The sequence below is a fragment of the Pseudomonas sp. GW821-FHT02A11 genome, assembly GCF_059421985.1.
Map to the genome: position 1 here is coordinate 99,576 of NZ_JBWKWB010000018.1, position 17,591 is coordinate 117,166.

Here is a 17,591-nt window from a genome sequence, read left to right on the forward strand (position 1 = left end):
AGGTCCAATGCGTTCTCGCTTGGGCTTGTGGCTTGAAGCTCGCGGCTTGCAACTGATTTTTAGGGACTTCGATTATGCACAGGCTGAAACAAGGCTTTCTTCAAGCCGCCGGTTGGCTGTTTTATTTAAGTTTGCTGGCTGCCATCGCAATGGCACTGCCCGCATCGCTGTTTGACTCGCAGTCCAAAGACTTTATTTTCCTGGTCGGTATCGTCGGTATCTGGCGTTACTCGATGGGCGCAACGCACTTTGTGCGCGGCATGATTTTTCTCTACATCGTCTACCCCCACCTGCGCCGCAAAGTGCGCAAGCTGGGCAAGGCGGCCGATCCATCCCATGTGTTCCTGATGGTCACCAGCTTTCGTATCGACGCGCTGACCACCGCTCAGGTGTACAGCTCGGTGATCGAAGAAGCCATCGCCTGTGGCTACCCGACCACCGTGGTGTGCTCGCTGGTGGAAATGTCCGACGAGCTGCTGGTCAAGGCCCTGTGGGCCAAGTACAACCCGCCAGAACACGTGAAGCTGGACTTCGTGCGCATCGCCGGCACTGGCAAGCGTGACGGCCTGGCCTTTGGTTTCCGCGCCATCTCGCGACACATGCCCGACGACCGCGCAGTGGTTGCCGTGATCGATGGCGACACCGTGCTGGCTGAAGGCGTGGTCCGCAAAACCGTGCCGTGGTTCCAGCTGTTCGACAACGTCGGCGGTCTGACCACCAACGAGTTCTGCGAAGTGCGCGGCGGCTACATCATGAGCGAGTGGCACAAGCTGCGCTTCGCTCAGCGTCACATCAACATGTGCTCGATGGCCCTGTCCAAGCGCGTTCTGACCATGACCGGTCGTATGTCGGTGTTCCGTGCCACGGTCGTGACCGATCCTGACTTCATCGCCGACGTCGAGAGCGACTCGCTGCAGCACTGGCGCCTGGGCCGCTTCAAGTTCCTGACCGGCGACGACAAGTCCAGTTGGTTCAGCCTGATGCGCCTGGGTTACGACACCTTCTACGTGCCGGATGCCGCGATCAACACGGTCGAACACCCGCCGGAGAAGAGCTTCTTCAAAGCCAGCCGCAAGCTGATGTACCGCTGGTACGGCAACAACCTGCGTCAGAACTCTCGTGCGCTGGGTCTGGGCGTGCGTCGTCTGGGCATCTTCACCAGCATCGTGCTGTTCGACCAGCGCGTGTCGATGTGGACCTCGATCCTGGGCCTGACCGTCGCCCTGCTCGCGGCCTTCAAATACGGCATCGCGTTCCTCTTGGCGTACCTGCTGTGGATCGGCATTACCCGCCTGATCCTGACGCTGCTGCTGTCGTGCTCCGGGCACGCCATCGGCCCCGCTTACCCCGTGATTCTTTATTACAACCAGATCGTCGGCGCGCTGATGAAGATCTACGTCTTCTTCCGCCTCGACCGTCAGTCCTGGACCCGACAGGACACAAAACTGAGCCGTGACATGGCCAGCTTCCAGGGTTGGTTCAACACCTGGTCGTCTCGAACCATGACTTTCTCGGCGGGCAGCATCTTCGTTGCCGTGCTGCTGACAATGGTCTGAAGACCGCAATGGATCAACTCGATTAATCAGGAATTACCGCCATGAACACAGCCGTGAATGCAAACGTCGTCCATGAATCCGAAGCTCAGCGTCAGCACGCCCGGATCAAAATTCCAGCCAAGCTGCGCCTGCTCAATGGCCAGCCGAATGCTCCGCTGGTGCGTATCGAAGACCTGTCGGCTGGCGGCCTGAGCTACATCGCGCCCGCCAACCTGGTGCCGCAGATCGGCCAGGTGCTCAAGGGGCGCATGCAGTTCCTGATCGACAACCTGGGCCTGGCCATGGACGTCGAACTGCTGGTTCGTGCCTACGATTCGGCAAGCGGCCGCGTCGGGTGCCAGTTCCAACACCTGGAAGCCCAGGACATCGCAACCCTGCGCCACCTGATCACTTCCCACCTGTCCGGCGAGATCGTCAGCATGGGTGAAGTGCTGGCCACCCTGCAGCGCGACAACTTCACCAAGGCGCGCAAGGTCAAGGACAGCGGCAGCGGCCTGAGCGCCTTCGGTCGTCTGCGTGCAGTGACCTTCAGCGCCGGTATCTTCGTGGTGGGCTTGGTTGCGTTCGGCTTTGTGGCCAAGTCGGTCTACGGCATGTACTTCGTCAGCCACTCCACGTCGGGCCTGGTCAGTGTGCCGACCATGGACGTGACCATGCCGCGCGACGGCACCGTCACCAGCCTGGTCGCACCCAACGGTGACGTGGCCAAAGGCGCGCCGCTGGCATCGTTCAACACCAGCATGCTCGACGTGCTCAAGGGCAACCTGGACCCGGATGAAATGCAGCCAGCGAAGATCGAAGAGCTGTTCGGTCGCCAGCTGGCCGGCACCCTCACCAGCCCATGCGACTGCGTGATCGGCAAGCAACTGGTTGCCAACGGTCAGTACGCCGCCAAGGGCGACGTGATCTTCCAGATGGTGCCGCGCAACGTGCCTGCCAACATCGACGCTCGCTTCACCTATCGCCAGTTCGCCGACGTGCAGCCAGGCGCGCGCGTCAACTTCCAGGTCGCAGGCCAGGAAGGCACGCACAGCGGCAAGATCGTCAGCTCCACGGCCCTGAGCCCGGCTGACCTGTCGTCCGATATTCGTGTGCAGATCCAGCCTGATGAATCCCTGAGCAGCAGCCTGGCAGGCCTGCCGGTGGAAGTGGTCAGTGATCGCGGTCCGTCGCTGAACTGGCTGATCGACAAAGCCACTGCTGCAGGCCTCTGATCATGACCGGCCCTCTACGAAGCGTGTCCGCCCCGGCGGTATTGAGTCTGGCCATCGCCCTCACCCTAGGCGGTTGCGGCCTCAATCTGCCTGACCAGCGCCTGGCTAATGAAGCTCTGCAACGCGGCGACACCAACCTCGCCGAGCAGAACTATCGCCAGTTGGCCGACATGGGTTACGCCGAAGCGCAGGTGGGTCTTGCAGATATTCAGGTCGGCACCCGCGACCCCGAGCAGATCAAACAGGCCGAGGCGACCTATCGCGCGGCAGCCGACACCTCGCCACGGGCGCAATCGCGTCTGGGCAAGCTGCTGGCGGTCAAGCCCAACTCCACCGAGGCCGAGCAGCGCGAAGCCGAGGGGCTGTTGAAGAAAGCCTTCGCCAATGGTGAATCCGGCACCCTGATTCCGCTGGCGATGCTCTACCTGCAATACCCGCACACGTTCCCCAACGTGAATGCGCAGCAGAAGATCAACGAATGGCGCGCTCAGGGTTATCCGGAAGCGGGTCTGGCTCAGGTTGTGCTGTATCGCACCCAGGGCACCTACGACCAGCATCTGGCGGAAGTCGAAACCATCTGCAAACAGGCGCTGCGCACCAGCGACGTTTGCTACATGGAACTGGCCACGGTCTATCAGAAACGCGGCGAAGCCGACAAACAGGCCGCCTTGATCAAACAGATGGAAAGCGGTTATTCGAGTGGCAGCATTCCGGCCATGCGCGTCGACACCGTCGCCCGTGTGCTGGCCGATTCGACCCTCGGCAAGCCCGACGAGAAGACCGCTCAGCAACTGCTGGAAAAGGTCGCTCCGGGCTATCCGGCTTCGTGGGTGAGCCTGGCGCAGCTGCTGTACGACTACCCCGAACTGGGCGACGTGAACAAGATGATGGAGTACCTGGACAACGGCCGTGCGGCGGACCAACCCCGCGCCGAGCTGCTGCTGGGCAAGCTCTACTACGAAGGCAAGCTGGTGCTGCCGGATGCGAAAAAAGCCGAGGAGCACCTGAGCAAGGCCGCGCCGACGCAGATCTCCGCGCATTACTACCTGGGCCAGCTGTACCGCCGTGGCTACCTCGGCAATCCCGATCCGCAACGTGCCGTCAACGAACTGCTGACGTCCGCTCGCGGGGGCCAGAACAGCGCCGACTTCGCCCTCGCGCAGCTGTTCTCGCAAGGCAAGGGCATCAAGCCTGATCCGGTCAACGCCTGGGTCTTCGGCCAGCTTGCGCAGGCCCAGGGCACGCCGCAGGCCGCCGACCTGATGCAGCAACTGAACGATCAACTGCCCCCTGAGAAACGTGCCCAGGCACAGAGTCTTCTCCAACGTGAACAGCAGGTCCGTGGCACCACAGCGCAGAACGCGCTGGCCTTACAGAGCCTGCAAGAAGAAAAAGACGGCGAGGACGCACCTCTATGAAGCTTAAATTGAACCCTCTGATGGCGGCCGGGCTCGGTCTGGGCTTCACCCTGATCTGGGCCACGCCGACATTGGCTGCCTTGACCGACACCAAGAATTTCGGCATCGAAGTCAAAGCCACCGGCCAGATGGAAGATGACCGTGACCTGGGCACCCGCGGCGGTGGCGACGTCAACGGTGTCGGTCTGGACCTGCGCCCATGGGCTTATGGCCAATGGGGCGACTGGAGCGGCTACGCGATGGGTCAGGTGGTGACCGCCACTGACACCATCCAGACCGACCCGCTGGATCAGCAGGTCACCGATGCCAACGGTCAAAGCAGCCAGCGCGCTCGCAAGACCTCCAGCAGCCGCGAAGTGGACGACAGCTACGCTGCCCTGCGCGAGTTCTGGATCGGCTACAGCGGCTTCACGCCCTACCCTGGCGAGATCCTGAAACTGGGTCGCCAGCGCCTGCGCAACGACGACGGCCAGTGGCACGACACCAACATCGAAGCCCTGAACTGGACCTTCGACACCACCCTGCTCAAGGCCGAAGTCGGCGCCGCCCAGCGCTTCAGCGAATACCGCACCGACCTCACCGAGCTGTCGGCCCAGGACAAGAATCGCCAGCACCTGTTCGGCGATGTGGAGTACCAGTGGATGCCAGGCCAGTGGGCCGGCATTCGGGCGCATCACAGCCACGACGACGGCAGCCTCAAGCATCAGGGCGAAGCCATCGACGATCTGGACAAGACCAGCCGCGGCGACCTGACCTGGCTGGGCCTTCAGGCCAACAGCGATGCCTACAACTATCGCAACCTGAACACCGTCAACTACTGGGGCAGCCTGACCTGGCTGACCGGTAACCGCGATCAGATCGGTTCGACCTACGACGCCACCACTGACCAGTACCTGGCCGGTCAGAAAGACAGCAGCCATGTGAGCGGCTGGGCGACTGACCTGGGCCTGCGTTTGCGTCTGGATCCGCAGTGGCAGGTCGGCGGCGCTTACTCGCGCGCCAGCAAGAACTACGAACAGAACGGCCTGGAGAGCAACCGCTCGAACTGGACCGGCACCCGCTCGCGCGTGCACCGCTTCGGTGAAGCTTTCCAGGGCGAAATGGCCAACGTGGAATCCGGCTCGCTGTTCGCCTCCTGGCAGATGCAAGAGGACTACGACGCCTCGCTGATCTACCACAAGTTCCGCCGCGTCGATGGCCATGCGGGCATCGGTGGCGCAGGCGTCAACCCGGCCAGCGAGAGTGTCGATGCCGATGGCGTCTCGACCTTCACGTCCTTGCCAATGGAAGACGGCAACAAGGACCTGGGTCAGGAGATGGATCTGGTGGTCACCAAGTACTTCAAGCAAGGCCTGCTGCCGACCTCGGTCAGCCAGTCCTTCGACGAGCCGTCGGCGCTGATTCGCCTGCGCGCGGGCGTGTTCAAACCCGGCGATGCGTATGGCAGCGGTGTGGACAACTACATGCACCGCGCCATCGTCGACGTCATCTGGCGCTTCTGATGCAAGCCGCGATAGGAGTGCGATGAGATGAACAGCCAAGCAAACAGTTTGCGGTCACGGGCCTGGCCCTATGCCCTGCTGGAAAGCGCCGCACTGAGAAGTGCGGTACTGGGCGGCGTCCTGATGCTGTCCGGCGTGTCGGCCATGGCCAATACGCCGGTGGCCAAGCCGGCACCGGCTGCCGCTCAGCAGCCAGCCGATCCGGGCACGGTCAAAGACCTGCACGAGGCCAAGACCTACAGCATTACCAGCCCCGACGCGGGCCCGTTGATGATGGACAAACCCAAGCTGCCGGACCTTTCGGGCTACACCCAACAGGCCATGCAGAAGAAGATCGTGCGCAGCAAACCGGGCAAGGTTTCGATCCGCCGCATGATGCAGGAAGACGCGCTGAAGGAGTTCATCGGCGGCGACAATAAGATGGCCGAATGGGTTGCCCGTCAACACGGCATTCCGCAAGCGATCTTCGTCGACGACGGCTACATGAACCTTCAGGATCTGGCGAAGAAGGTGCCCAAACAGTACCTGAGCGAAACCTCGCCGGGTGTGTTCCTGGCGCGTCTGCCGATCGTGGTCGGCAAGAAAGGCATCTTCGAAGTCGACAAGAAAACCACCGAGCTGCGCCTGTCCCAGGAAGCCGGCGCGTTTTTGGTCAACGACAACCAGTTGTTCATGCAGGACACCAAACTGACCGGCTGGAGCGAGAAGGCCAACGGCCCGTCGACCTTCAAGGCGCCGAAGGAGTTTCGTCCGTTCCTGCTGTCCTGGGGCGGCAGCCAGACCTACATGTTCAATACCAAGGTCGCAAGCCTGGGCTACAACAACAGCAAGTCGTACGGGGTGAGTATTTCCCAGTACACGCCCAACATGAAAGCGCAGATGAACCGCCCGGACCCGACCGGCTGGATCGTCAATTCCGAGTTCTCGGACATGTGGTACGGCTACTACTGCTATGAGACCCGCGACTTCGTGGTCAAGGGCAACACCTACCACGACAACATCATCTACGGCATCGACCCCCATGACCGTTCCCACGGTCTGATCATTGCCGAGAACACGGTGTACGGGACCAAGAAGAAGCACGGGATCATCATCTCCCGTGAGGTGAACGACAGCTTCATCATCAACAACAAGAGCTACGAGAACCATCTGTCCGGCATCGTCCTGGACCGTAACAGCGTGAACAACCTGGTGGCCTACAACCAGATTTATCGCAACCACACCGACGGCATCACGTTGTACGAAAGCGCCGACAACCTGCTGTGGGGCAACCGTGTGTTCGCAAACAAACGTCACGGCATCCGGGTTCGCAACAGCACCAACATCAAGCTGTACGAGAACCTGGCCATCGGCAACGGCCTGATGGGCGTCTACGGCCACATCAAAGACCTGTCCGACACCGACCGCGACATCAAGCTCGATCCGTTCGACGCCGAAGTGTCGCTGATCATGGTCGGCGGTGAACTGACCTCCAACGGCTCAGGCCCTCTGTCCATCGACTCGCCCCTGAGTGTCGAGCTGTACAAGGTGTCGATGCTTGCGCCGACCAAGAGCAGCGGGATCAGCTTCAACGGCGTGCTCGGCGATCGTCAGGACGAAATCCTCGATCTGCTGGTGCGCCAGCAAAAAGCCGTGTTGATCGACCCGGTCGAAAGCCAGAAACAACTCCGGGACTGAGGAAGCCATTTCTATGCACGCACACTTGATCAAATTGCTGACGCTGTCGGGCCTCACAGCGGCCCTGTTCGCGGCCAGCAACGCAGCATCGGCAGCCGATGCCGCAGCGCCGAACTTCACCGCCGAGCCTTGCTGCAGCCTGTGCCCGGAAGCGCACGACGAAAAAAATTACGTCACCCGCTACCAGCAGAACTTCACCACGCTGGTGCAGGCCCAGGGCGACTGGCTGTTCCGGACCCGCGAAGACCTGCGCACCGAATTCGACACCACGCCTGAAGGCTACCGCCGCATGCAACAGCTGCACGACGCCTTCAAGAGCAAGGGCGTGGAGCTGGTGGTGGTGTATCAGCCGACTCGCGGGCTGGTCGATCGCAACAAGCTGTTCCCGGCCGAACGCGACAAATTCGACTACAACACGGCACTGCGCAACTACCAGGCCATGCTGGGGCGCTTCGCGAAAATGGGCTACACCGTGCCGGATCTGTCGCCGTTGACCAACGAGCAGCAGGCCCATGATTTCTACTTCCGCGGTGACCAGCACTGGACCCCGTACGGCGCTCAGCGTACAGCGAAAATCGTCGCTGACTCTGTGCACAAGATGGCCGCCTTCAAGGACATTCCAAAGCGCGAATTCGAGACCCATCTGTCAGGTCGCATGGGCAAGAAGGGCACTCTGCACAATATGGCCGGTCAATTGTGCGGCACCAGCTACGCCATCCAGTACATGGATCAGTTCGAGACCGAACCTAAAGGCGAAGCGGCCGACGGCGACCTGTTCGGCGATTCCGGTAACCCGGAAATCACCCTGGTCGGTACCAGTCACAGCGGCAAGAACTACAACTTTGCCGGTTTTCTGCAGGAATACATCGGTGCGGATGTGTTGAACGTCGCCTTCCCTGGCGGCGGCCTTGAAGGCTCGATGCTGCAGTACCTGGGCAGCGACGACTTCCAGAAACATCCGCCGAAGATTCTCATCTGGGAATTCTCGCCGCTGTACCGCCTGGACCAAGAGACCATCTATCGCCAGATGATGTCGCTGCTGGATAACGGCTGCGAAGGCAAACCGGCGCTGATGACCACCAAAACCTCCCTCAAGCCGGGCACCAACGAGCTGTTGGTCAACGGCAAAAACGGCATCAAGGATGTGCGCAACGGCAGCAATCAGATCGACATCAAGTTCGCCGACACCTCGGTGAAAACCCTTCAGGCGCGCCTGTGGTACATGAACGGCCGCCACGAAGACCTGAAGATCGAAAAACCTGAAACATCCGAAACCGACGGGCGCTTCTCCTTCGAACTGCGCGATGACAAGGACTGGGCTGACCAGCAATTGCTCGCATTGGAAGTGCAGGGTCCTGAAGCGGGCGCTGCACCGCAGGAAGTCGAAGCGAAAGTATGCAAACGCAACGTGTTCCCGAATGTCGCGCATCAAACCGCGCAAGCCGGGTTATGAGGCTCTTATGCACACTCCAAAACTGATGCTCCCCACCCTTCTGTCGCTGGCCGTGCTGTCTGCTTCGGCATTCGCCACCAGCGCCAGTGCCGCCTCGACCCTCGTGCCGCCGCAAGGCTATTACGAGGGTGTGGAAAAATTCAAAAGCGGCGAAAACAAGTTCACTTGTGACGCGACTCCGCAGCCCTACACCGGCTCGCTGCAGTTCCGCAGCAAGTACGAAGGCTCGGACAAGGCTCGCGCGACGCTGAACGTCGCGTCGGAGCAAGCCTTCCGCGACACCACCAAGGACATCACCACGATGGAACGCAACACCAGCAAAGTGGTGATGCAATACATGCGTGATGGCCGGCCCGAGCAGCTCGACTGCGCGCTGGGCATGCTCACCACCTGGGCCAAGGCCGATGCGCTGGAGTCCAAGGACTTCAACCACACCGGCAAGTCGATGCGTAAGTGGGCGCTGGGCAGCATGTCCTCGTCTTACCTGCGCCTGAAGTTCTCCGAGTCGCATCCGTTGGCTACCCGTGGTCAGGACGCGCAAGTGATCGAGGCCTGGTTCAGCAAGCTCGCCGATCAGGTGGTCAGCGACTGGAGCAATCTGCCGCTGGACAAGATCAACAACCACTCCTACTGGGCTGCCTGGTCGGTGATGTCCACCGCCGTGGCGACCAACCGCAAAGACCTGTTCGACTGGTCGGTGAAGGAGTTCAAGGTCGCGGCCAATCAGATCGACCAACAGGGCTTCCTGCCTAACGAGCTCAAGCGCAAACAGCGCGCGCTGGCGTACCACAACTACGCCCTGCCGCCACTGGCAATGATCGCCAGTTTCGCTCAGGCCAACGGCGTCGATCTGCGTCCTGAAAACAACGGAGCGCTGAAACGCCTGGGTGACCGGGTACTGGCCGGGGTGAAGGATTCGGGTGACGAATTCCAGGCGAAGGACGGCGTGAAGCAAGACATGACGGACCTGAAAACCGACATGAAATTCGCTTGGCTGGAACCCTACTGCTCGCTCTACGACTGCGGCCCGGACGTGCTGGAACAGAAGCACAAGATGCAGCCGTTCAAGAACTTCCGCCTGGGCGGGGACATGACCCGCACCTATGACCCGAGCCATGAGAAAGGTGAGAAAGGCGGTTCGTAGCAGCGGATGTACACGCCGGACTGACCGGTTGACGCAAAACCTGTGGGAGCGGATTCATCCGCAAGAGGCCGGTCCTGACAACTCAGAACTGACCTGTGACGGTTGGCGATTCAGCCACCGTTTCGCGAATGAATTCGCTCCCACAGGATTCGCTCCCACAGGTTGATACCGCGTGGTGAGTTGGAAATGTTTTACCCCTCCGATTTCTCATGGGGGGTTTGGGGGGGCTTTGGCCCTTGATGCTGGACAAACGGAGAGATAAGGATGGTTTTCTCATCCAACGTGTTCCTGTTCCTGTTCTTGCCGGTGTTTCTCGGCTTGTACTACGTGAGCGGAAACCGCTACCGCAACCTGTTGCTGCTGGTGGCCAGCTACGTGTTCTACGCCTGGTGGCGTGTGGACTTCCTGGCCCTGTTCGCTGCGGTGACGCTGTGGAACTACTGGATCGGCCTGCGTGTAGGTGCAGCCGGGGTCAGGACCAAACCCGCGCAACGCTGGCTGCTGCTGGGTGTCGCGGTCGACCTGTGCATCCTTGGCTACTTCAAGTACGCCAACTTCGGCGTGGACAGCCTCAACGCGATCATGACCTCGTTCGGTCTTGAGCCGTTCATCCTGACCCACGTGCTGTTGCCGATCGGGATCTCGTTCTACATCTTCGAATCGATCAGCTACATCATCGACGTCTACCGTGGCGACACACCGGCGACGCGCAACCTGATCGACTTCGCAGCATTCGTGGCGATCTTCCCGCACCTGATCGCCGGCCCCGTACTGCGTTTCCGCGACCTGGTGGATCAGTTCAACAACCGCACCCACACCCTGGACAAATTCAGCGAAGGCTGCACGCGGTTCATGCAGGGCTTCATCAAGAAGGTCTTCATCGCCGACACCCTGGCCGTCGTCGCCGATCATTGTTTTGCCCTGCAAAACCCGACCACGGGTGACGCCTGGCTCGGCGCGCTGGCGTACACCGCGCAACTGTATTTCGACTTCTCCGGGTACAGCGACATGGCCATCGGCCTGGGCCTGATGATGGGTTTCCGCTTCATGGAAAACTTCAAGCAGCCTTATGTCAGCCAGTCGATCACCGAGTTCTGGCGTCGCTGGCACATCAGCCTCTCCACCTGGCTGCGTGACTACCTGTACATCACCCTGGGCGGCAACCGTGGCGGCAAGGTCGCGACCTACCGCAACCTGTTCCTGACCATGCTGCTGGGCGGCCTGTGGCACGGCGCCAACATCACCTACATCGTCTGGGGTGCCTGGCACGGTGTGTGGCTGGCGATCGAAAAAGCGCTGGGCATCAACACGGCGCCCAAGACGTTCAACGTCGTGCGCTGGGCCTTCACCTTCCTGCTGGTGGTGATGGGATGGGTGATCTTCCGCGCCGAGAACCTGCACGTTGCCGCCCGCATGTACGGCGCGATGTTCAGCTTCGGCGAGTGGCAGCTGTCGGATCTGAACCGCGCCAGCCTCACCGGTCTGCAAGTGGCGACCCTGATCGTGGCGTATATCACCTTGGCGTTCTTCGGCCTGCGCGATTTCTACCGTAACCGCGCCCCTGAGAAACCAAAAGGTGATGCCCCCGTTCAAGCCGATGGCCCTGCTTCGGCTGTGCCAGGCCTGATCAAGGCCGTACCGGGCGACGTGCCGGGCAGCATTCATCAACCGGGTTACATCGTCGGCACCGATGCACAGGTTCAGCCTGCGTACTGGACCGCCGACTGGTCGCGCTACGTCATGCGCGCCCTGATCCTGCTGATGTTCGTGGCCTCAATTCTCAAACTCTCGGCGGCCAGCTTCTCGCCGTTCCTGTACTTCCAGTTCTGAGGCGCCTGACATGAACCGCTCATTGCGTTTCATCTACATCTTTCTGTTCCTGGCCATCTTGCTGGCGCTGGGTCTGTGGTCGCTGCGCAGCTTCATCGGCTTCTCGACGTCCAAGGAAACCACAGTGCTCAATGGTCACTGGACCAAGGCCGTCGAGACTCACTACGACGATCAGTTCCCGATCAAGCGGCTGGGCACCAACCTCTGGGCCGCGCTGGACTACAAGGTGTTCAACGAAGGTCGTCCGGGCGTGATCCTGGGCAAGGACCAGTGGCTGTACACCGACGAGGAATTCGACGCGGTGGTCAACGGCGAGCAGAACGAAGCCGACAACCTGGCCATCATCCAGGGCGTGCGTGACACCCTGAAAAAACAGGGCACGCAGCTGGTCTTGGCCATCGTGCCGGCCAAGACCCGTCTGTACCCGGAGCACATCGGTGACACCAAGCCTTCGGCGCTGCACACCGATCTGTACCAGCAGTTCCACGCTCAAGTGAATCAGGCCGGCATCCTCGCCCCTGACTTGCTGGCGCCGCTGCAAAGCGCCAAGGACAAGGGCCAGGTCTTCCTGCGCACCGACACCCACTGGACGCCGATGGGCGCCGAAGTGGTGGCACAGCAACTGGGTGAGGCGATCTCCAAACAGACCCCGCTCAGTGGCGACCCGCAGACCTTCGTCACCGAAGCCAAGTCCAGCGAGCCGTACAAGGGCGACCTGACCAACTTCCTGCCGCTGGACCCGCTGTTCAGCAACCTGCTGCCCAAGCCGGATGACCTGCAACAACGCAGCACCAACCCTGCGCAAACCGAAGGTGACGGTGGCGACGCGCTGTTCGCAGACAACTCGGTCGCCGTCGGTCTGGTGGGCACCAGCTACAGCGCCAACCCCAACTGGAACTTCGCCGGCGCCCTGAAACAGGCCCTGCACAGCGACGTGGTGAATTACGCCGAAGACGGCCACGGCCCGATCCTGCCGATGCTCAAGTATCTGCAGACCGACGCCTTCAAGAGCAACCCGCCGCAGGTGCTGATCTGGGAGTTCCCGGAGCGCTACCTGCCGGCTCACAACGACCTGACCGAGTTCGATCCGCAGTGGATCGCCGAACTCAAAAAGGCTCGTGACCCACAACAAAATCTGGCTCAGAACGCCAATCAATCCGAGTCGCCTAATCAGGCGCAAAACTGAGAGGACTACTCACATGACCTTGCAGAACCCAACTCGCATGCCTACTCGTTCGACCAAAACCGGTCTGCTGAAAACCTGTGTCCTGGCCGCCAGTCTTGGCTTCGTCTCCCTTTCGGCCTTCGCCGGTGGCGACGCCGCCCTGTATGGCCCGACCGCACCGAAAGGCTCGACCTTCGTGCGTGTCTACAACGCCAGCAACGCCGAAATCAGTGCAAGCGTGGGCAACACCAGCCTCAACGAAATCGGCCCGCTGGCCAGCAGTGACTTCAGCTTCATGCCTCAGGGTGACTACAGCGCCAAAATCGGCAGCAACACCCTGCCGGTGAAACTGGCGAGCGATCACTACTACACCATCGTCAACAACACCTCAGGCGCGCCACAGCTGGTGGAAGAGCCACCGTTCAAGAACAAGCAAAAGTCCCTGGTGCGCGTGCAGAACCTGAGCGACAAGGCGCTGACCCTGAAAACCGCCGACGGCAAGACCGCGGTCGTGGATTCGGTGAAAGCCAAAGGCACCGGCGAGCGTGAGATCAACCCGGTCAAGGTCAGCTTCGCGCTGTTCGATGGCGACAAGAAAGTCAGCGACTTGAAGCCGGTCGCGCTTGAGCGCGGTGAAGCAGCGGTGCTGTACGTCACCGGCAACGGCAGCAACCTGTCGCCAGTGTGGGTCAAGCGCCCGACGTCGACTCAGTAAATCCGGAGGATTTACGTAGGAGCGCGCTTGCCCGCGAATGCGATGTGTCAGACGGCGCATTTGTATCGGCCATACCGACGCAATCGCGGGCAAGCGCGCTCCTACAGCTCCACGAACAACTAGAAACACCCGAAACGACAGACATAACCGACGTATAGCCCAAACAAACGCTATCGAAATTTTGGAGAAACAAAATGATTCCAGTGATCTTGTCAGGTGGCAGCGGTTCCCGACTCTGGCCTCTTTCGCGTAAACAGTTTCCAAAACAGTTCCTGGCACTGACCGGCGAACACACCCTCTTCCAGCAGACCCTCAAGCGCCTGCAGTTCGAGGGCATGCAGCACCCGATCGTGGTGTGTAACAAGGAGCATCGCTTTATCGTCGGCGAGCAACTCGACGGTCTGGGCCTGGACACCCAGGCGATCATCATGGAACCGTTTGGTCGTAACACCGCCCCCGCCGTCGCCATCACCGCGATGATGCTGGCCAACGAAGGCCGTGACGAGCTGATGCTGGTGCTGCCGGCCGACCACGTCATCGACGACCAGAAATCCCTGCAACGCGCCTTGGCCCTGGCCACCGTGGCGGCCGAGCGTGGCGAAATGGTCCTGTTTGGCGTGCCGGCCACCAAGCCTGAAACCGGCTACGGCTACATCAAATCCACCGCCGATGCCCTGCTGCCGGAAGGCGTGAGCCGCGTCGCCCAGTTCGTTGAAAAACCGGACGAGCAACGCGCTCAGGAATTCGTCGAAGCCGGTGGATATTTCTGGAACAGCGGCATGTTCCTGTTCCGCGCCAGCCGTTATCTGGAAGAGCTGAAAAAGCACGATCCGGACATCTACGACAACTGCCTGCTGACCCTTGAGCGCAGCAAGCACGACGGCGACAACATCGAACTCGACCAGGCCAGCTTCGCTTGCTGCCCGGACAACTCCATCGACTACGCCGTCATGGAAAAAACCCAGCGTGCCTGCGTGGTGCCACTGGACGCAGGCTGGAGCGATGTCGGCTGCTGGTCGTCGCTGTGGGACGTGAACGAGAAGGACGACAACGGCAACGTCACCAAAGGCGACGTAGTCATCCAGGACAGCCGCAACTGCATGATTCAAGGCAACGGCAAACTGGTCACCGTGATCGGTCTGGACAACATCGTGGTCGTCGAAACCAAGGACGCCATGATGATCGCCCACAAGGACAAGGTTCAGGGCGTCAAGCAGATGGTCAACACCCTCAACGAGCAGGGCCGCAGCGAAACCCAGAACCACCTGGAAGTCTACCGCCCATGGGGCTCCTACGACTCCGTGGACATGGGCGGCCGCTTCCAGGTCAAGCGCATCTCGGTCAAACCGGGCGCCAGCCTCTCGCTGCAAATGCACCACCACCGCGCCGAACACTGGATTGTCGTATCGGGTACCGCTCAGGTCACCTGTGACGAAAACGTGTTCCTGCTGACCGAAAACCAGTCGACCTACATCCCGATCGCCTCGGTTCACCGCCTGCGCAACCCAGGCAAGATCCCGCTGGAAATCATCGAAGTGCAGTCGGGCAGCTACCTGGGCGAAGACGACATCGAGCGCTTCGAAGACGTCTACGGTCGCTCGACCCCCGGCATCGAAGCCGGCGTGAGAACCCAGACCATCGCTCGCTGAGACAGCGACTGGCCACCGTTGTAGCGCCCCCGCCCGCCCCCTGCGTATTCCCCATCCGCAGGGGGTGGGGTGGGGGCTTTTTCACACAGTCAGCCGTAGATGTCTGGAAAGTCAGAAGGGCTGTAGTAGTCAACTGTTATGAAGGCATATCCACTCAATGCCCTGCACTTGGGGCGGTCGATCGGCGATTCTGTTTATTCATCCAATGGCTATGATGTTTATCGAATTGATCATGACTGAGTTCTGCACTCAACAAATACATTCCCCATACGTCAGCATTTTTCAACAGCCAACCCTCGAAGGGCAGTTCAGCATTTTCTGAAGCTTTATACTCCCTCCTTTTCTGCACAACAAACTGATGACGCTTGCGCGTATCCTCGCCTAACGAAATTTCATACGCCTCTCTACTTTTAGCTGTTTTATCCGCTACATAAAAATAAAAGAAGTCCATTGTACCCAATACCGCATGTGACAACTCGTGCACTAACGTTGCAGCAAGCTCTAAACCATCAATCTTATTCACCGTTTCCGTCAAGAAGATCCGCTGCTTTTCATCCCCCCGGACAACAAAAGCCTTTGCCGCTTCATTCCCACCAGCACCAAATTTCAAAAAGGTAATATTATTCCGAAGATCGCCACCAGCTTGATAGCGTTTAAGCTGTATTAATAGAGCCCGATAGCCTGCAGATAGCGTCCGAGCCATGTTATTTACTATCAACTCTTCACTTTCTGTTAAATCTTGCCCTTCGACCCCCAGAAACATTCTCAAATTTCTTGTCTCTCCTAAAAACAGCCGCATAAACTCTCCATTTATGAGATCACTGGCTGCTGAGAGACTAAAATCAATATCTTCAATTAAACTTTTCTCTCCCTCGCTTTCCATCTGTTCGATACCTCGATAACGCGGTCGGGCCCCATAATCCCTCTCGGCAACTTGCTCGATTCGGTCCAAGGGGCCAAAAAGGATATCTTTACGCTGTCCACCATCTAAATCATAGCCATTGATCGGACTACCAAGCACAAACGCAAACCGATTCAACCCATCCACATTTCCCTTCGGATCAGAACTGATCCACCGCATCAACCACGGCGCGTAATACCTCAAGCCGTAGTAATACAACCCCGTCGCATCCCGCTCCTTGCCTGAATACCGAACCGTCTTGTACCCCGCCTCAACCTCACTGCGCGCCGCAAACCACGCCGTTTCGCCAAACGGGTAATACACCTCTTGACTGATCAGTTGCGCATCGGCGTCCAGCTCGAGAGTGGTGGAACCCAAAGGGTCAGTGAGGCTGTAGCGGATCTGGTCGTTTTTCAGAACAGCAGGTTTTCCAGCCAACCAATGCAACACTCGCACAGCGCCGTGCCCGACTGCCGGCGTCATCACATGAAGCACTTCCCCCGTCGCACTGTTTGTACGGATTTCCAGACCAGGCAGATAGCGCACCTCGCTCAGATGAACCGCTACTTTGGCCTGTGCCATTCGCACCTTGCGCACGCGCATTCCAGCGGCGTCATAACCATAGATCTCACTGTCGCTCAGACCGGAATCGCGCTGCACCGGCATGACCTGGCTCAGTTGATTGCGCATATCCCAGCTCAAGCTTTGCCCCGGTTGCAACTCGCGCAGGTTGCCGTTCAGATCAAACCCGGCCGCGATTTGCTCATCAGTGGGAGGCTGATCGCCGGTTTGCAGCAACGTGCGATTGCTGTACCGCGCTGTGCCAAATGAGCGCGTGTGATTCTGCGCACCATTGTGGATAAGTTTCTGCAGATTGCCCCCCGCGTCGTACTCATAACGCTGGATGTAATTGCCCAGTTCATCGGCGGTGGAGAACGATTGAACGTCAGACGGACCTCGAATACGACTTGTCGATTCATACCCCGTCGCTTCAACCAATTGGTACAGAGTGTCGTAAGTAAACGTGCGCAGCGGTTCGATCTGCTGATTGGCAAAAAAGCGCGTGGGTTGAGCCTTGTCTTCGATGCTCAGCACATTACCCGCCGGGTCGTAGGCGTAGGAGAGGTTTTGCAGCCGCCCATTATCGGCACGCAGATTGCGCAATCGGCCATCCACCACATCGAACGTCTGCGAAGTGATCACGCCGTTGCCAGCGGCTTGCGATTCGATCCGATTGTGCGCGTCGTAACGAATACCACTGACCAATGTCTGCAACGCTTGTCCTTTCAACGTAAGCGTCCGAGCTACACCGCCTTGCAACTCAAACCTAAATCCGTTTAAACCACTGATTCACGCGCTCGCACTCA

The 17,591-nt window shown here is 59.7% G+C and carries 12 protein-coding genes; 11 read left to right on the plus strand and 1 reads right to left on the minus strand.

What is annotated here, in order from left to right; genetic code table 11:
- Nucleotides 1–74: 74 nt before the first annotated feature.
- The 11 genes from alg8 to AC07V9_RS22145 all read left to right on the plus strand — a co-directional run bounded on the left by alg8 (nt 75) and on the right by AC07V9_RS22145 (nt 15,323).
- Nucleotides 75–1,556 (plus strand): mannuronan synthase, encoded by a 1,482-nt coding sequence (gene alg8, locus AC07V9_RS22095; RefSeq protein ID WP_495017761.1) that lies wholly within the window; start codon nt 75–77, stop codon nt 1,554–1,556.
- Nucleotides 1,557–1,597: 41 nt separating this feature from the next.
- Nucleotides 1,598–2,770, plus strand: coding sequence for a PilZ domain-containing protein (locus AC07V9_RS22100; RefSeq protein WP_495017762.1), 1,173 nt, complete (start codon nt 1,598–1,600; stop codon nt 2,768–2,770).
- Nucleotides 2,771–2,772: 2 nt separating this feature from the next.
- Entirely contained in the window at nt 2,773–4,188 is a 1,416-nt protein-coding gene (gene algK, locus AC07V9_RS22105) for an alginate biosynthesis TPR repeat lipoprotein AlgK (RefSeq protein WP_495017763.1), read from the plus strand.
- Nucleotides 4,185–5,690, plus strand: a complete 1,506-nt coding sequence (locus AC07V9_RS22110; protein ID WP_495017764.1) for an alginate export family protein — start codon at nt 4,185–4,187, stop codon at nt 5,688–5,690. Before algK ends, AC07V9_RS22110 begins: the two co-directional genes overlap by 4 nt.
- A gap of 27 nt (nt 5,691–5,717) precedes the next feature.
- A complete protein-coding gene (gene algG / locus AC07V9_RS22115) occupies nt 5,718–7,367 on the plus strand; it encodes a mannuronan 5-epimerase AlgG (RefSeq protein ID WP_495017765.1) in 1,650 nt (549 codons plus the stop codon).
- Nucleotides 7,368–7,380: 13 nt separating this feature from the next.
- Nucleotides 7,381–8,820 carry an alginate O-acetyltransferase gene (locus AC07V9_RS22120; protein WP_495017766.1) on the plus strand — a complete coding sequence of 480 codons (1,440 nt, stop codon included), beginning with the start codon at nt 7,381–7,383 and terminating at the stop codon, nt 8,818–8,820.
- A gap of 7 nt (nt 8,821–8,827) precedes the next feature.
- A complete protein-coding gene (locus AC07V9_RS22125) occupies nt 8,828–9,964 on the plus strand; it encodes a mannuronate-specific alginate lyase (protein WP_495017767.1) in 1,137 nt (378 codons plus the stop codon).
- A gap of 264 nt (nt 9,965–10,228) precedes the next feature.
- Nucleotides 10,229–11,794, plus strand: coding sequence for an MBOAT family O-acyltransferase (locus tag AC07V9_RS22130; RefSeq protein WP_495017768.1), 1,566 nt, complete (start codon nt 10,229–10,231; stop codon nt 11,792–11,794).
- A 10-nt stretch (nt 11,795–11,804) separates the two neighbouring features.
- A complete protein-coding gene (locus tag AC07V9_RS22135; RefSeq protein WP_495017769.1) occupies nt 11,805–12,980 on the plus strand; it encodes an alginate O-acetyltransferase in 1,176 nt (391 codons plus the stop codon).
- A gap of 37 nt (nt 12,981–13,017) precedes the next feature.
- Nucleotides 13,018–13,674, plus strand: a complete 657-nt coding sequence (locus tag AC07V9_RS22140; protein WP_495017778.1) for an alginate O-acetyltransferase AlgF — start codon at nt 13,018–13,020, stop codon at nt 13,672–13,674.
- A 194-nt stretch (nt 13,675–13,868) separates the two neighbouring features.
- A complete protein-coding gene (locus tag AC07V9_RS22145; protein WP_495017770.1) occupies nt 13,869–15,323 on the plus strand; it encodes a mannose-1-phosphate guanylyltransferase/mannose-6-phosphate isomerase in 1,455 nt (484 codons plus the stop codon).
- A 154-nt stretch (nt 15,324–15,477) separates the two neighbouring features.
- Here AC07V9_RS22145 and AC07V9_RS22150 read toward each other — a convergent pair whose 3' ends face one another.
- Entirely contained in the window at nt 15,478–17,499 is a 2,022-nt protein-coding gene (locus AC07V9_RS22150; protein WP_495017771.1) for an RHS repeat-associated core domain-containing protein, read from the minus strand.
- Between the last annotated feature and the right edge of the window lie 92 nt (nt 17,500–17,591).

Coding starts and splice junctions, on each gene's coding strand:
- AC07V9_RS22120 (WP_495017766.1), top strand. CDS start 7,381: ATGCACGCACACTTGATCAAATTGCTGACGCTGTCGGGCCTCACAGCG.
- AC07V9_RS22110 (WP_495017764.1), top strand. CDS start 4,185: ATGAAGCTTAAATTGAACCCTCTGATGGCGGCCGGGCTCGGTCTGGGC.
- AC07V9_RS22145 (WP_495017770.1), top strand. CDS start 13,869: ATGATTCCAGTGATCTTGTCAGGTGGCAGCGGTTCCCGACTCTGGCCT.
- AC07V9_RS22100 (WP_495017762.1), top strand. CDS start 1,598: ATGAACACAGCCGTGAATGCAAACGTCGTCCATGAATCCGAAGCTCAG.
- alg8 (WP_495017761.1), top strand. CDS start 75: ATGCACAGGCTGAAACAAGGCTTTCTTCAAGCCGCCGGTTGGCTGTTT.
- algK (WP_495017763.1), top strand. CDS start 2,773: ATGACCGGCCCTCTACGAAGCGTGTCCGCCCCGGCGGTATTGAGTCTG.
- AC07V9_RS22125 (WP_495017767.1), top strand. CDS start 8,828: ATGCACACTCCAAAACTGATGCTCCCCACCCTTCTGTCGCTGGCCGTG.
- algG (WP_495017765.1), top strand. CDS start 5,718: ATGAACAGCCAAGCAAACAGTTTGCGGTCACGGGCCTGGCCCTATGCC.
- AC07V9_RS22140 (WP_495017778.1), top strand. CDS start 13,018: ATGCCTACTCGTTCGACCAAAACCGGTCTGCTGAAAACCTGTGTCCTG.
- AC07V9_RS22135 (WP_495017769.1), top strand. CDS start 11,805: ATGAACCGCTCATTGCGTTTCATCTACATCTTTCTGTTCCTGGCCATC.
- AC07V9_RS22130 (WP_495017768.1), top strand. CDS start 10,229: ATGGTTTTCTCATCCAACGTGTTCCTGTTCCTGTTCTTGCCGGTGTTT.